Source organism: Hydrobacter penzbergensis (assembly GCF_900106985.1).
GTDB classification, from domain to species: Bacteria; Bacteroidota; Bacteroidia; order Chitinophagales; family Chitinophagaceae; genus Sediminibacterium; species Sediminibacterium magnilacihabitans.
The window spans coordinates 37,289-53,154 of the sequence record NZ_FNNO01000013.1; the positions used below are offsets into that span (position 1 = coordinate 37,289).

Consider the following 15,866-nt stretch of genomic DNA (forward strand, 5'->3'; position numbering starts at 1 on the left):
ATTTCATCTTATGACGAAGTTTCTTAAGAGAATCATCGGGTTCTCGCTTAAAAATAAATATTTTATTTTATTCCTTACCTCACTGCTCATCGTTTCCGGTGTGATGACGTTCATTGATATGCCCGTAGAGGCATTCCCGGATGTAACCAATACCGAGATCAGCATCATCACACAATGGCCCGGCCGCAGCGCGGAAGAAGTGGAAAAATTCATCAGCATCCCCATTGAGATCGCTATGAACCCGGTACAACGCAAAATACACATGCGTTCTACCAGCATTTTCGGTTTGTCATTCATCAAACTGATTTTCGAAGATGGTGTGAAAGACCCGCAGGCGCGGCAACAGGTCATGAACCTGCTGGGCAATGCGGTACTACCACCCAATGTGCAACCCAGTGTACAACCACCAACCGGACCTACCGGGGAATTGTTCCGTTATACTCTGCGAAGCAGTTTCCGGGATGTAAGAGAACTAAAGACCATGCAGGACTGGGTGATCGATCGTCGTTTGCGCAGTATTTCCGGTGTGGCAGATGTTGCCGCCTTCGGAGGAAAAACCAAAACCTATGAGATACAGGTAGACCCTGGCAAGCTGGCCAACCTCGGGCTCACACCCCTGGATGTTTTCACGGCCGTGCAAAACACCAATATCAATGTGGGGGGCGATATGATCTTCCAGAACAACCAGGCGTTCGTAGTAAGAGGCATCGGTTTGTTGAACGATATCGAAGAGATCAAGAATATCATTGTACAGAACAACAATGGTGTGCCCCTGCTGGTAAAAGATGTTGCTACAGTGGAAATATCCAATGTGCCGCGGCTTGGATGGGTAACGAGGGCCGACGGATTGACCGATAAAAACGGCAAAAGGGTTGTTACAAAAGAAGACGATGTGGTAGAAGCTATCATCCTGATGCGTAAGGGCGAGAACCCTTCCGAAGTAGTGAAAAACATCGAGCAAAAGATCAAATACCTGAACGAAACCGTACTGCCGGCTGACACGAAGATCGTTCCTTATTATGACCGAAGTGACCTGATCGAATATGCCACTCATACGGTGTTGCATAACCTCGTAGAAGGCGTGTTATTAGTAGTAGTACTGATCTCCTTGTTCCTGTTCGACTGGAGAGCTACCGTTGTAGTAGCGGTGATCATACCCATTTCATTGTTGTTTGCATTCATTTGTTTGCATATCATGGGTATGAGTGCGAACCTTTTGTCATTGGGTGCCGTAGACTTCGGGATCATCCTCGACGGAACCATTGTGATGGTGGAAGGAATATTTGTGATACTCGATCATAAAGCCAAGGAAGTGGGGATGGAACGGTTTAACAAGCTGAGCAAGCTGGGATTGATACGCAAAAATGCAGCGGAAATTGGTAAGCGCCCCTTCTACCTGAATGTGATCATCATTACTGCCCTCCTTCCCATTTTTGCTTTCCAGAAAGTAGAAGGCAAAATGTTTTCTCCGCTGGCCTATACCCTTGGCTTTGCTTTGTTAGGCTCGTTGATCACTACCCTCACACTGGTGCCGGTCCTGATCAGCATACTCATGCGCAAGAATGTAAAAGAAAAACACAATCCCATTGTGCACCACATGATGGGCTTCATGCTCATGGGCTTTATCAAATCGTACAAGAACCGGAAGCTGGTATTACCCGTTGCTTTTATCGCGATGATAGCCGGACTATACTCTTTCAAATACCTGGGTTCTGAATTCCTGCCACAGTTGAATGAAGGAAGCATCTGGTTACGCATTCAAACGAACTATAGCACAGGACTAAACAAATCCGTTGAAATAGCGAAACAGGCCCGGGACATCATCACCGGTTTCCCGCAAGTGCAGTATTGTGTTTCACAAACGGGAAGGCCCGACGATGGTACGGATGTAACCGGGTATTACAACAATGAGTTCGATATTTTGATGTACCCACAGTCGGAATGGGAACCCAAGATTTCCAAAGAAGAGCTGATAGACCGGATGAACAAAGCCTTGTCGGTGATACCGGGTGTTAACCTGAACTTTTCACAACCGATCATGGATAATGTGGAAGAAGCCGTTTCCGGTGTCAAGGGCAGTATCTGTTTGAAAATCTATGGCGATTCGATCCCCTACATGGAAAGAGAAATAGACAAATGTTTCAGCGTGCTGAAACAAGTGCGGGGCATCGAAGACCTGGGTATCATACATAATACCGGTCAGCCTGAGCTCGACATCAACCTCGACCAGCAAAAAATGGCGCTCTACGGTGTTACCACAGCCCAGGCCAACGCGGTCATCAGTATGGCCATCGGAGGTCTCGGGCCCGGCGGCGTTCCGGCGAGTTCTTTGTATGAAGACATCAAGATCTTCGGTATACGGGTGAGGTTACCGGAACAATACCGGCAAACACCGGAACAGATCGGAGAATTGCTGGTGCCCACGATGAACGGCAGTAAAGTGCCCATCAAATCCATCGCCACTATTGCCCAACGAACCGGCGCCAGCCTGATCTTCCGCGACGATAACCAGCGGTACGCAGCACTGAAATTTTCTGTTCGTGGAAGAGATATGGGCAGCACCATCCGGGAAGCGCAGGAAAAAGTGAACAAACTAGTGCACCTGCGCAGAGGGTATACCATGGAATTCCAGGGCGATTTTGAAAACCTGATACGTGCCCAGCATCGCCTGGCACTGGTGGTACCCATCAGTCTCATCCTCATCTTCTTGTTGCTGCTGAGCATGTTCGGTAATTTTAAAGATGCATTACTGGTATTCACCAATGTGCCCTTTGCTATTGTGGGAGGCATCATGGCCCTTCACATTACCGGCACCGATTTCAGTATTTCGGCCGGTATCGGTTTCATCGCCCTCTTTGGTATCTGTATACAAGATGGCATCATCCTGATCACCCGATTCAAAGAAAACCTGCTGGAGTTCCGGGGTGAAGATATCCTGTACAACTCCATTAAGCTGGGTGTGAATACAAGGATACGACCCGTGATGATGACGGCGCTGATGGCGGCGATTGGTCTTTTCCCTGCTGCGATATCCTTTGGTATCGGCTCTGAAAGTTCAAGACCGCTGGCGAGGGTAGTTATTGGCGGTATCCTTTGTGCCATGCTCTTTTCATTGTGGGTATTCCCGCTGATCTTCCGGCTGGCCTATAAAAAAGTAGATACCAAACACAGAAACCCTTCTGAAGAAGGTGAAGTAGCTTGATATAAATAAGATTCAACAGCGAAAAGGGCTGCCTCAAAACATACGAGGCGGCCCTTTTGTTATTGTTTTTTAAGCGATACCAGTTAAATTGCGGCGCAATAGCTTAATTTTTACTTATAAAAATATTATACATCGCTAAAAAGGGCCTGGTATTGCTGCTGGCGCTGCAAATATTCAATCTGAGTGTCAGCGTGATTGATTTTCAACCTATTTACGCCAGCGCCAGTCTTTACGAGGAATTCAATGACCTGGACACTGTCATTGAGTATATCTCGGAAATCCTTTTAGACTATAAAAACAGCTTTCCCGAACCCGAAAAGCCTGCTTCCAACACCCAGGCATCATTCGAAAAACACGTCAGCTTCAAACTGGGCATTCCCAATGCCTTTGCTGTTCAACCTGAAAAAGAGGAAAGCGTTATTACACATGCAAATCATGTTGCAGATGTATATGGTTATCTTTTCTTTAAGGAAATCAATCCACCCCCTCCCAAATGCTGACGGCCGTATTTTGAGTACATTATTTATACAATTAAAATTGCAGATAAATTATAATCCAGAACTTTAACAATCCGGTCGAAGGTTCAGGTAATACATTGCATAACAGGTAATGATCATTTACCAATGAGTTCTTGTATAGCAATTGACGCCCGGATTGATAAAACAAATATTAATGATGACGACTGTTTTGTATCGGATAGCATTCATTATATGCCTTACAAGTGCCGCCTTCTGCTCACAGGCGCAGAATCAACCCCTCATTTCTCCCGTTAAGGTAGACAGCACAGCTATCTCCCTGGATTCTGCCGAGCAGATTTTTTTAAGAAATAACCTGCTGTTGCTGGCGCAACGCTATAATATCGACGCACAGAAGGCGTTGATCATCCAGGCGAAGCTTTGGCCCAATCCCAACCTCGCTTATGCGCGCGGACCCATATTCGGCATTCACGATCAATTTTCCAATGTGGTGAACGCCGGTTTTTTCAATTATGCCGAAAACACCGCAGCCATATCGCAACTGATCTTACTGGCCGGCAAAAGGAATAAGCAGATCAAGCTTGCTGAAGCCAATGCCAAACTCGCTGAATACCAGTTCTACGACCTGCTGCGCACACTGAAATACACTTTGCGTACCGATTTCTTCAATATCTATTACCTGCAGCAATCGGCCAAAGTGTACAACAAAGAGATCAGCGCTATGCAGCAGGTAGTAACCGCTTTTGAATCGCAACAAGGCAAGGGATACATTGCAGAGAAAGAAGTAGTGCGTATCAAAGCGCAGCTTTACAGCCTGCAAAGCGAGTACAACGACCTCATTAACCAGATCAATGATACGCAAAGCGAACTGAGACTGGTGATGCAGGTTAAAAACCTGTATATATCGCCCATCGTTGATACACAAAAAAACGCCGCGCTCGACCCGGCCGCGTACAGTCTGACTACGTTGGTAGATACTGCTTTCAAAAGCCGTACTGACCTGAAGATCGCACGCGCCAATACCCAGATCAGCAAGCTGAACTACAATTACCAAAAAGCACTGGCAGTGCCTGATTTAACGGCTTCATTAGGGTACGACCGGTTAGGTAGTTATGTACAGAATTTCCATTCGGTAGGCGTTTCCATGGACCTGCCCATTTTCAACAGGAACCAGGGCAATATCAAATCGGCCAAAGCGATGATCCAGGTGAACCAGACTACTGAAAAAAGCGTGGAGGCTTCGGTGGAAGAACAGCTATACAGGGCGCTGCAAAAAGCGTATGACAACAACAAACTGTATAAGAACATCGACCCAAAATTCTCCGGCGATTTCGACAGGCTGCTGAATGAAGTGCTGATCAACTACCAGCGCCGCAACATTGGCCTGCTGGATTTCCTGGATTTTTACGATGCCTATAAATCGAATATCCTCCAGATCAATTCCATCCAGTTCAACAGGATAAGCGCGTTTGAAGACATCAACTTTTATACAGGAACTAATTTTTATAACTAGATCACCTACTACCAGAAATATTTTTTATGCAAAAGAAAATGCAATCATCTTTTATCACCACCGGTATCCTGATATTAGCCGCCGCGCTCGGAATGCAGTCATGCAAATCCAACAATGAAGGCAAGGCCGATGAAAGGGAAAAATATGTGATACCCGATTCTATTTTTAAAACACTGGTGGTAGATACGGTTTCGACTGCTCCGTTTGTGAACTCACTTACTTTAACAGGTAAAGTGTCGTTCAATGAAGACAATGTAGTGAAGATCTATCCCATGGTGAGTGGTAATGTACAAGACATCAAAGTGGCGCTGGGCGATTATGTGCAGGCCGGACAAACGCTGGCTGTTATCAAAAGTTCTGAAATGGCCGGCTTCAGCAATGACCTGGTGAATGCTGAAACCAACCTGCGGGTAGCCAAAAAGAACCTCGATGCCACGCAGGATATGTTTACAAGCGGACTCGCATCGCAGAAAGACCTGCTGGCGGCCGAAGCGGCACATGAGCAGGCCAAATCGGAACTGGCCCGTATCAACCGTGTGCTGAAGATCAATGGCGGAAATACACAAGGCGAATACGTGGTAAAAGCGCCGATCAGCGGTTTCATCGTGGAGAAGTTTGCCACCAACAATATGGCCATCCGGTCTGACAACGGCGGCAACATGTTTACTATTTCAGACCTGAAAAATGTTTGGGTACAAGCCAATGTGTATGAATCCAATATCAGCCTTATTCACCTGGGTGAGAACGTAGACGTTACTACCCTCGCCTACCCCAAGAAAGTGTTCAAAGGCAAGGTAGATAAGATGCTGAACGTGCTCGACCCTAACAACAAAGTAATGAAAGTGCGCGTGGTATTAGCCAACCAGGATTATATGCTGAAGCCGGAAATGTTTGCGAGTGTTACCCTTACCAATAGGGAAAACAAAGAAAACATCACCATCCCTACCAGCGCCCTGATATTCGATCACAGTCAGTATTATGTGCTGGTGTACCACAGCAAATCGGATGTACGGATCACTCCTGTTAAATTCATCAATACAGTAGGCGATAAAACCTTCATCTCTTCAGGCGTTGACAAAGGCGACAAGATCATTGCGTCTCAGGCTTTGTTGATCTATGGGTCTTTAAATAACTAACATTAAAATCAGTTGAGATGAATAAATTTCTGAAAGGCGTCATAGCTTTTTCACTGAAGAATAAATACTTCATTTTATTTGTTTCGGTGTTGCTGGTGATCGTGGGTGTGATCACGTTCCGTGATATGCCCATTGAAGCATTCCCCGATGTTACCAATACCGAGATCAGTATCATTACACAATGGCCGGGCAGAAGTGCTGAGGAGGTGGAAAAATTTATTACCATCCCTGTAGAAATTGCCATGAATCCGGTTCAACGAAAAATGAGCCTGCGTTCCAGCAGTATATTCGGACTGTCTTTTGTTAAGCTGATCTTTGAAGACGGCGTAAAAGACCCCGAGGCGCGCCAGCAAGTAATGAACCTGCTGGGTAATGCCAACCTGCCCAATGGTATTTCCCCTTCAGTGCAACCGCCTACCGGTCCCACCGGAGAGATCTACCGTTACACCCTGCGCAGTGACCTCCGCGATGAGCGCGAACTGAAAACCATGCAGGACTGGGTCATCGACAGGCGCCTGCGGGCTGTACCTGGTGTAGCCGATATCGTGAGCTTTGGCGGCCGTACCAAAACCTATGAAATACAGGTGGATCCCGGTAAATTATACAATCTCGGTATCACGCCTCTGGATGTGTTCAACGCCGTTCAAAAAAGCAATATCAATATCGGCGGTGATGTGATCATACAGAACAACCAGGCCTATGTAGTAAGAGGTATTGGGTTGCTCGACAATATCAACGAGATCAAGAACATCATCGTTGAAACCAATAATGGAGTACCCGTATTGGTGAAGGATGTAGCTACTGTGGAGATATCCAATATGCCCCGCCTGGGACACGTGAGCCGTTCCGACGCTATTGTTGATTCGGCCGGTCACCGCACCAGTACCGATGAGGCCGATGTGGTAGAAGCCATTATCCTGATGCGCAAAGGAGAGAATCCTTCGAAAGTAGTAGATGCGGTGAAAGCGCAGATCAAAAAACTGAATACTACTGTATTGCCGCAGGATACGAAAATTGTTCCCTATTACGATCGTGCCGACCTGATCTCCTATGCCACGCATACAGTATTGCACAACCTTACAGAAGGTATACTGCTGGTTACCCTGTTGGTGTCGTTGTTCATGTTCAACTGGCGCACCACTTTGATCGTATCGATCATCATTCCGATGGCCTTGCTGTTTGCCTTTATCTGCCTGCGGTTGATGGGTATGAGCGCCAACCTCCTGTCGCTCGGCGCTGTGGACTTTGGTATCATCATCGACGGTGCGGTGGTGATGGTGGAAGGCATGTTCGTGATACTCGATCATAAAGCGCGGGACATGGGCATGGAACGTTTCAATAAGATCACCAAAATGGGCATCATCAAAAACAGCGGCGGGCAACTGGCCAAAGCTATTTTCTATGCCAAAGTGATCATCATCACAGGACTGCTGCCCATTTTCGCTTTTCAGAAAGTGGAAGGTAAGATGTTCTCACCCCTGGCCTATACCCTTGGCTTCGCTTTGTTGGGTGCGCTGATCACCACGCTTACACTGGTGCCGGTGCTCATCAATATGCTGCTGCGCAAGAACGTGCACGAAAAACACAATCCCATCGTGCATCATCTCACCGGCTTCATGCTGAATGGTTTTGCACTGGCATTCAAGAGAAGAAAACTGGTCATTCCGCTGGCTTTTTTAGTGATGTGTTTCGGCCTCTATTCTTTCAGACACCTGGGTACTGAATTCCTTCCCGAGCTGAACGAAGGATCGATCTGGCTCAGGGTGCAGTTACCTTATAGTGTATCGCTCGACAAATCGGTAGAAATATCCAAACAGGTTAGGGATATATTGATATCATTCCCGCAGGTGAAACACGCTGTATCGCAAACGGGCCGTCCGGATGATGGTACCGATGTAACCGGATTTTACAACAATGAATTCGATGTGATATTGTATCCCAGCGAAGACTGGAAGCCGAAAATTTCCAAAGAAGAATTGATAGACCAGATGAATGCCAAACTATCGGTGATCCCAGGAGTCAACCTCAACTTCTCGCAACCCATCATGGATAATGTGGAAGAAGCGGTATCGGGTGTGAAAGGATCTATCTGTGTGAAAGTGTACGGCGATTCGCTGGATTATATGGAGGAAAAGATCAACGATGTGTACAATATCTTAAAGAAAGTAAAAGGTATTGAAGACCTCGGCGTTATCCGTAACATTGGCCAGCCGGAGCTGGACATCAACCTCGATCAACAGAAGATGGCGCTCTATGGTGTGGCTACGGCCGATGCCAACGCCGTCATTGCCATGGCCATCGGCGGACAAACCGCTTCTACTCTTTATGAAGGCATCAAAACCTTTGATATCCGTTTACGCCTGCCGGAAGCATTCAGGAAAACACCGGATGATATCGGCAACCTGTTGGTGCCCACGCAATCGGGCTCCAAAGTGCCGATCAAAGAGATCGCCTCCATCTCAGAAAAAACCGGTCCCTGCCTGATCTTCCGCGACGACAACGAACGCTATTCTGCGCTCAAGTTCTCTATACGCGGAAGAGATATGGGAAGCACCATTGCCGAAAGCCAGGAAAAAGTGAACGCCAAAGTGCAGGTGAAAAGAGGTTATCGCATGGCATGGCAGGGTGATTTTGAGAACGAACAGCGTGCTTCAAAAAGACTGGCCATGGTAGTGCCCATCAGCTTGTTGCTGATATTCCTGTTATTGTTTACCATGTTCGGGAACTTCAAAGACGCAGGACTGGTCTTCCTCAACGTACCCTTTGCGATTGTAGGAGGTATATTCGCCCTGCACCTTACGAATACGAACTTCAGTATCTCTGCGGGTATCGGTTTCATTGCCCTGTTCGGTATTTGTATACAGGATGGTGTGTTGCTGATCACAGTATTCAAACAGAACCTCGATCACATCAAAGGGCAAACGGCATCGCTGTACAATGCTATTAAGCTGGGAGTGAATTCGCGGATACGACCTGTAATGATGACGGCGCTGATGGCGGCGATCGGTCTCTTCCCTGCTGCCATTTCTCATGGCATCGGTTCGGAAAGCTCCAGGCCGCTGGCCAGGGTGGTGATCGGAGGTATCCTCTGCGCCATGATCTTCTCGCTGTGGGTATTCCCGCTGATCTTCAGATTGGCCTACAAAAATGTAGACACCAAACATGTGGATCCTGCAGAAACTACAAATGGAACAACCCCTATAAATTAATCCTCATCCCCATGTTGAAACATGGGGCAAAGTTAGGAGGATGTTTTTAATAAAAAAAGGAGGCCAGTCGCCTCCTTTTTTTTATTTCATTAAGAAAGGATTATACTGCGAAGGAAGTGCCGCAGCCACAGGTTTTGCTGGCATTGGGATTGCTGAAAGTGAATCCTCGGCTGTTGAGTCCGCCTTGCCAGTCCACCTCCATTCCGTGCAGGTACAACTGGTGACTCTTGTTCATGATGCAGGGAATGCCTCCGAGTTCAAATGACATATCATTGGCATCGGGGTGGTCAAAACCCAGCACATAAGTCATGCCACTGCATCCGCCGCCTTTTACGCCAATACGCAATTGTTGGCTGTGGTCAAACCCGGCTTCTCCCATTAAACGTTTCAATTCTTCAATGGCGCCTTCTGTTAAGGTCACCGGAGGTATTGTTGCTATCGTTTCCATACTCATCTTTTGTATATGCAAATATACGAAACCTTCTATTCTCCAACTACCGCCATACAACCTTACTTTTGCCAAAAACAACCGATGCTCGATACCACCATCCTTTTTACCGTGATCATCGCCCTCATGATCGCTGCATTCCTGGCCTGGCTGTTCTACCTGCAACGAAAGAACAAAAGAGAAGAGCTGAAAAATAAATCCAACAGCAGTTCCCTGCCCTTGCAGGCTTATGAACGCCTGACCCTGCTGGTTGACCGTATTGCCATTCCCAACCTGGTGAGCCGTACCAATACCGGCGGACTTACCGCGCAGGAAATGCAACTGATACTGATTAAAACCATTCGTGATGAATTTGATTATAATGTAACGCAACAGATTTACGTGAGCCGGGAGGCATGGAATGCGGTGAAGCAATTAAAAGAAAAGAACCTGCTGCTCATCAACCAGGTGGCCAATGCGCTTCCTGCCAACGCAACGGGACAGGAACTGAACCGGTCATTGTTGCAATACCTGATGCAAGACCCTAAAGCAGATTTTCACGAGATCGTAAGCGAAGCGCTGAGTTATGAAGCCAAAAAGTTGTTATGAGTGAAAAAAAATTAACCACCGATAGCGGCATAGCCATACAGAAAGTCTATTACCCTTCTGATCTGCCGCAGGGAGAAGCGAATGAGCATCCTGGTGAGTATCCCTATACCCGCGGCGTGCAGGCCGATATGTACCGGGGCAAGCTGTGGACCATGCGACAGTATGCAGGTTTTTCCACCGCTGAAGAAAGTAATAAAAGATATCATTACCTGTTGTCGCAAGGTGTGATGGGATTAAGCGTTGCTTTTGATCTCCCCACACAGATCGGGTACGACAGTGATCATCCGCTTGCCGAAGGCGAAGTAGGGAAAGTGGGTGTTGCCATCGACAGCCTGGAAGACATGGAAACTTTGTTCAAAGGTATCCGGCTGGAAGATGTGAGTACTTCCATGACCATCAATGCCACCGGTTTTATATTGTTGGCATTTTATGTTGCACTCGCTAAAAAACAGGGAGCCGATCTGAAAAAGATTACCGGCACTATCCAGAATGATATCCTGAAAGAGTATGCAGCCAGGGGCACTTATATCTACCCGCCTCAACCATCCATGCGCATCATCACCGATATTTTTGAATGGTGCAGCCGGGAACTGCCCCGCTGGAATACCATCTCCATATCAGGTTATCATATCAGGGAAGCCGGGAGTACCGCCGTTCAGGAGATCGCTTTTACCCTCAGCAATGGTAAAGCTTATGTTCAGGCAGCACTTGAAAAAGGACTGGATATCAATGTGTTTGGAAAACGATTGTCTTTCTTCTTCAATGCCCATAACCACTTGTTCGAGGAAGTGGCCAAATTCAGGGCTGCCCGCAGGATGTGGGCGAAAATGATGAAAGAACTCGGCGCTACCGATGAAAAAGCCATGATGCTCCGCTTCCATACCCAAACCGGCGGCGCTACCCTAACAGCCCAGCAGCCTCTCAACAACATCAGCCGGGTAACCATACAAACCCTTGCAGCTGTATTGGGTGGTACACAAAGTCTGCATACAAACGGGTACGACGAAGCCCTCAGCCTCCCTACCGAAGAAGCGGCCCGCATTGCGTTGCGAACACAGCAGATCGTTGCGTTTGAAAGCGGCGCTCCTGATACGGTGGATCCGCTGGCCGGCAGTTATTTTATGGAATCACTTACAGCAGAAGTAGAAGCCAAAGCCTGGGAATTGGTGCACAAGATCGATGCGCTCGGCGGAAGCGTGCACGCCATTGAACAGGGATTCATGCAGGATGAGATTGCGCGGAGCGCTTATGAATACCAGCGGCATATTGAAAGCGGCGAAAAGATCATTGTAGGTGTAAACAAATTCACTGTTGATAAAGAAGAACCCGTTCCCGGTTTCAAGATCGACGATACCATCCGCACTGTTCAGACAGAAAAGCTGAAACGTTTAAAAGCAAAGCGGGATAACGAAAAAGTACAGGCCTGCCTGGCCAACATCCATACGGCTGCCCATGGCAGCGATAACCTGCTGCCATGGGTAATTGAAGCCGTGGAACATGATTGTACACTGGGTGAAATTGCAGACACCCTGCGTAAGGTCTTTGGAGAGTATAAATAATATCAGCTGAGTACCACGATCAATGCATAGATCACGCCGGGGATCCAGAACAGCAAAGTAAGCACCAGGCTTAACCAGAATTTGCCGTTGATAACCCCTTCTTTCAGGTAAACAGCCAATGGAGGCAACAATACAGCCAGGATGGCAAGCAACACTGTATTCGTGCTGGGTTCCCCGCTCGCCTTTTTAGCTGCTTTGTACTCCTTGATCATCATTTTGGCTTCGGCAACACGCGCTTTCCTGTCAACCCTTGATAAACTTTTGAATTCACGGATCGCATCGGTAACGACCACATCGTTGAACTTGATTTCTTTGTCGGGAGCAGCGGCAGCGTCTTTTGTTGTTTTTTCCGGATCCGTTGTAGCTACAACAGCGGCAGCATAACTGCTGGTAAGACCTAATTGAGCAATAAGAAATGTGCAGAGGAGCATTCTTTTCATAAGATTGGTTTTAGAGATGCTAAATAAAGCTTCACTAATATAAGCAAAACCCATGATATTCAAAATGAATTCTGATTATATTAGTGTTACATTCATCTTTTATTATCAGACCCCCATAAAATGTTCCGCATGAGAAAAAAGACCTTGGTTATTTTCCTGTTTTTTGCATCTGCCGTTTCTGCGCAACAGATGCCCGCGAATTACTCCAAATTAGTGACAGATGTGACGCCCAAAGTTGTTGAATGGCGCCGTTATTTTCATGAACATCCCGAATTATCCAACCGGGAAGTCAATACAGGTGCCTATATAGCCAGTTATTTAAAATCGTTGGGATTGGAAGTGAAGTCCCCTATTGCCCGTACCGGTGTAGTAGCTGTTTTAAAAGGCGGCCGCCCGGGTCCGGTGGTGGCATTGCGCGCCGATATTGATGCCTTGCCGGTAACAGAACGTACCCCTGTTCCCTTTGCTTCTAAAGTAACCACTTCTTACGGCGGACAAACCGTAGGCGTTATGCATGCGTGCGGTCATGATTCACATATTGCTATGCTGATGGGTACTGCTACCGTTCTGAAACAAATGCAGCAACAGGTACCGGGCACTGTGGTATTCCTGTTCCAGCCTGCCGAAGAGGGCACTCCCGGTACCGAAGAAGGCGGTGCGCCCCTGATGATCAAAGAAGGGGCGCTGGACAATCCCAAAGTAGAAGCGGTATTCGGATTGCACATCGCTGCCAGCATACCCGTAGGGGAAATCTGGTATAAATCCGGCGCTTTCATGGCTTCCTCAGACTGGTTTACCATCAAAGTGAAAGGCCGTGGTGCGCATGGTTCTGCACCCTGGATGGGCATTGATCCAATTACCACTGCTGCTCAGATCATCGAAGGCTTGCAGCATATTGTGAGCCGCGAGTCAGATATTACGAAGGCGCCCGTTGTGGTCAGCGTAGGCGCTATTCATTCGGGAGTGCGCAGCAACATCATTCCTGAAACATGTGAAATGATCGGCACCATTCGTACGCTCGACAGCAAAATGCAGAAAGAAGTGCATGAACGTATTAAAAACACGGCAGAACATATTGCCGCCAGTTGTGGCGCTACTGCTGAAGTAAGCATCGAAACGAAAACACTGGTTACTTATAACGATCCTGCATTGGTGAAGAAAACCCTTTCTTCTTTGGTAACTGCCGCCGGTGCAGATAAGACAAAAGAAATGAACTGGATCACCGGCTCTGAAGATTTTTCCTATTACGGAGAGAAAGTACCTTCCTTCTTTTTCGACCTGGGTGCATTGCCCAAAGGCAAGGATCCGAAAACAGCGCCTTCACATCATACAGCCGATTTCTATATTGATGAAAGCGGTTTTGATGTAGGCGTAAAAGCATTCTGCCAATTGGTTTTCGATTACGCCAAAACAAAATAACTGCATCAACGGGCGCCGAATAACAGACTGCCGATCCTCACCAGTGTACTGCCTTCTTCGATGGCAATGGTATAATCACTGCTCATGCCCATGCTCAATACCGACCAGGGTTGTTGTGTATTTTTATACCGATCGAACAATGATTTGAGGGTGCGGAATTCTTCACGCAATTTGGAAGTGTCGTTGCTGAAACTGGCCATGCCCATCAATCCTTTTACCAGCACGTGTTGCAAGGTATCCAATGCAGCTACTACTTCGCTTAATTCCTGTTCATCGAGTCCGAACTTGGTTTCCTCCTGCGCAATATGAACTTGCAATAAACAATTGATCTTTCTATTACATTTAGCGGCCTGCTTATCGATCTCTTTCAGCAACTTGAAACTATCTACACCATGTATCAGGTGCACAAAAGGCGCTATGTATTTTACTTTATTGCTTTGCAGGTGGCCAATGAAATGCCAGCGGATATCTTTGGGAAGTATCGCTTCTTTCTCGGTCAGTTCCTGCACATAATTTTCACCGAAATCACGCTGTCCCAAATCGTACAGTATTTGAATATCGGCTGCGGGCTTGGTCTTGCTCACTGCTACCAGTGTAGTATGACTGGATGATAGGGTTTGTAAAACAGATTGGTATTGGGCAATATCCACCGGCATGAAATGGTATAGTTTAATGCAAATGTAAGTCCATCCGTTTTCTCCATACCAGGTTTTCCAATAACAACAGGTCATTATAAGCCGGACAATAATAATAGAACCGGGTGATACCGGAAGCGCCGGCCCATCGTTTCAACAGATCGGGAAACATCGAAGCGATATTGGCGATAAAGAAAGAAAAAGATTCATCTTCGGCCAGTTCGTTCAGTGTTCCATTGAGCGGCAATGTTATTTCGGGAGGCTGCACGCCCCAGCGCATCAGGGCCGTGCTCAATAATATTTGTTCAAGAAACTGTTGATTCGTTGCCAGTTCTTTCTGTGCATCAGCAACCAGTTGAGGTTTGTATTGTTCCAATGCAGGTATGGGTTTTACCGACATCAACCGTGACAAGTGATACAGGATAATGGATAGTTTTCGATAATGCGGAGCCACATACGAAGCTGCATCGAGGTGCTGGCGATCTTTCAGTATGCGAACGATCAGATCGAGGCTGGCAGAATCGGCCGCTGTCCATGAGATGTTGTACGATTGCATCATATACAGCACATTCGACAATACGCAGATGTCAAAATCCACCGGCATTTTCTTGCCAAACCAGGTAGAATAAGCGCCCATATTCCTGTATGCTTTGAATGTATTCTTCACCTTGCCGGCATCGTTGTTCGTGAATGACTGCATCAATTGGTGTACCTGCTTAACGGTTGAATCGGCAGCGCCCATGGCCAGGAGAATAATCCCGGTATCGTCAAGATCATCGGGCAATGCCTGGCTTTTATTGAAGTGATTGATCCATCCCGAATGAGGAAAAATGGCAGGCGTATCTGTAGGCCAGAAATTATAAGTAGGTCTTCCACTGCGGTTGCGGAATTTGGCATAAGCCGGTATGGTGCGATCAATGATGCGACCGGCAATCCTTTGTTGCGTTGTATCCAACCATGGTTTTATGTCGCGCAGTGTCATGGCGATGAGCCCGGTAAAAAAAGGATTCACATCGGCCTTGTACCTGTCTTTATTCCATGCATACAAACGGTAAGAAGGAAAAGATCCGCCCGGAAATATGCCATTCTCTTTCACCTGCAACTGCTCTATGCGTTGCAGCAGCTTTTGTACAAAGAGACTATCCTGCCCTGCTGCAGTTGCTTGCAAAAACATGCAGCAGCACACTATCAATGGCCATCGATACATGACGCAATAATAACAAATACTGTTCGATCGTCAT

Annotated in this window: 12 protein-coding genes; 8 read left to right on the top strand and 4 right to left on the bottom strand. The window is 47.0% G+C overall.

All coding sequences use genetic code 11. From position 1 onward, the window contains the following. Positions 1 to 10: 10 nt before the first annotated feature. The 5 genes from BLU98_RS13290 to BLU98_RS13310 all read left to right on the top strand — a co-directional run bounded on the left by BLU98_RS13290 (position 11) and on the right by BLU98_RS13310 (position 9,536). Entirely contained in the window at positions 11 to 3,202 is a 3,192-nt protein-coding gene (locus BLU98_RS13290) for an efflux RND transporter permease subunit (protein WP_092725379.1), read from the top strand. Positions 3,203 to 3,393: 191 nt separating this feature from the next. After that, positions 3,394 to 3,702, top strand: a complete 309-nt coding sequence (locus BLU98_RS13295) for a hypothetical protein (protein WP_139173924.1) — start codon at positions 3,394 to 3,396, stop codon at positions 3,700 to 3,702. 172 nt (positions 3,703 to 3,874) lie between these two features. Beyond that, the gene (locus tag BLU98_RS13300) at positions 3,875 to 5,191 is read left to right on the top strand and encodes a TolC family protein (protein ID WP_092725383.1); all 1,317 of its coding nucleotides are present in this window, start codon (positions 3,875 to 3,877) and stop codon (positions 5,189 to 5,191) included. Positions 5,192 to 5,217: 26 nt separating this feature from the next. Continuing rightward, positions 5,218 to 6,327, top strand: a complete 1,110-nt coding sequence (locus tag BLU98_RS13305) for an efflux RND transporter periplasmic adaptor subunit (RefSeq protein ID WP_092725385.1) — start codon at positions 5,218 to 5,220, stop codon at positions 6,325 to 6,327. Positions 6,328 to 6,344: 17 nt separating this feature from the next. Continuing rightward, on the top strand, positions 6,345 to 9,536 hold the full coding sequence (locus BLU98_RS13310; RefSeq protein WP_092725387.1) for an efflux RND transporter permease subunit: 3,192 nt from the start codon (positions 6,345 to 6,347) through the stop codon (positions 9,534 to 9,536). Positions 9,537 to 9,636: 100 nt separating this feature from the next. Here BLU98_RS13310 and BLU98_RS13315 read toward each other — a convergent pair whose 3' ends face one another. Next, positions 9,637 to 9,984, bottom strand: a complete 348-nt coding sequence (locus tag BLU98_RS13315) for a HesB/IscA family protein (RefSeq protein ID WP_257574985.1) — start codon at positions 9,982 to 9,984, stop codon at positions 9,637 to 9,639. Positions 9,985 to 9,999: 15 nt separating this feature from the next. On the opposite strand from BLU98_RS13315, the gene BLU98_RS13320 reads away from it, so the two are divergent. Together BLU98_RS13320 and BLU98_RS13325 are read left to right on the top strand one after the other, a co-directional pair. Next, the gene (locus tag BLU98_RS13320) at positions 10,000 to 10,572 is read left to right on the top strand and encodes a DUF7935 family protein (RefSeq protein ID WP_257574986.1); all 573 of its coding nucleotides are present in this window, start codon (positions 10,000 to 10,002) and stop codon (positions 10,570 to 10,572) included. Next, complete coding sequence (locus BLU98_RS13325; protein WP_092725391.1) at positions 10,569 to 12,131, top strand: acyl-CoA mutase large subunit family protein; 1,563 nt, start codon at positions 10,569 to 10,571, stop codon at positions 12,129 to 12,131. The genes BLU98_RS13320 and BLU98_RS13325 overlap by 4 nt, the downstream gene beginning before the upstream one ends. Before the next feature lie 2 nt (positions 12,132 to 12,133). Here the strand turns inward: BLU98_RS13325 and BLU98_RS17895 are convergent, their stop codons facing one another. Then, a complete protein-coding gene (locus BLU98_RS17895; protein WP_257574987.1) occupies positions 12,134 to 12,571 on the bottom strand; it encodes a YqaE/Pmp3 family membrane protein in 438 nt (145 codons plus the stop codon). Between the two features lie 129 nt (positions 12,572 to 12,700). On the opposite strand from BLU98_RS17895, the gene BLU98_RS13335 reads away from it, so the two are divergent. Continuing rightward, entirely contained in the window at positions 12,701 to 13,990 is a 1,290-nt protein-coding gene (locus tag BLU98_RS13335; RefSeq protein WP_092725393.1) for an amidohydrolase, read from the top strand. Between the two features lie 5 nt (positions 13,991 to 13,995). Here BLU98_RS13335 and BLU98_RS13340 read toward each other — a convergent pair whose 3' ends face one another. Together BLU98_RS13340 and BLU98_RS13345 are read right to left on the bottom strand one after the other, a co-directional pair. After that, positions 13,996 to 14,646, bottom strand: coding sequence for a YggS family pyridoxal phosphate-dependent enzyme (locus BLU98_RS13340; RefSeq protein WP_092725395.1), 651 nt, complete (start codon positions 14,644 to 14,646; stop codon positions 13,996 to 13,998). Positions 14,647 to 14,659: 13 nt separating this feature from the next. Then, positions 14,660 to 15,799 carry a hypothetical protein gene (locus tag BLU98_RS13345; protein WP_092725397.1) on the bottom strand — a complete coding sequence of 380 codons (1,140 nt, stop codon included), beginning with the start codon at positions 15,797 to 15,799 and terminating at the stop codon, positions 14,660 to 14,662. Positions 15,800 to 15,866: the final 67 nt, after the last annotated feature.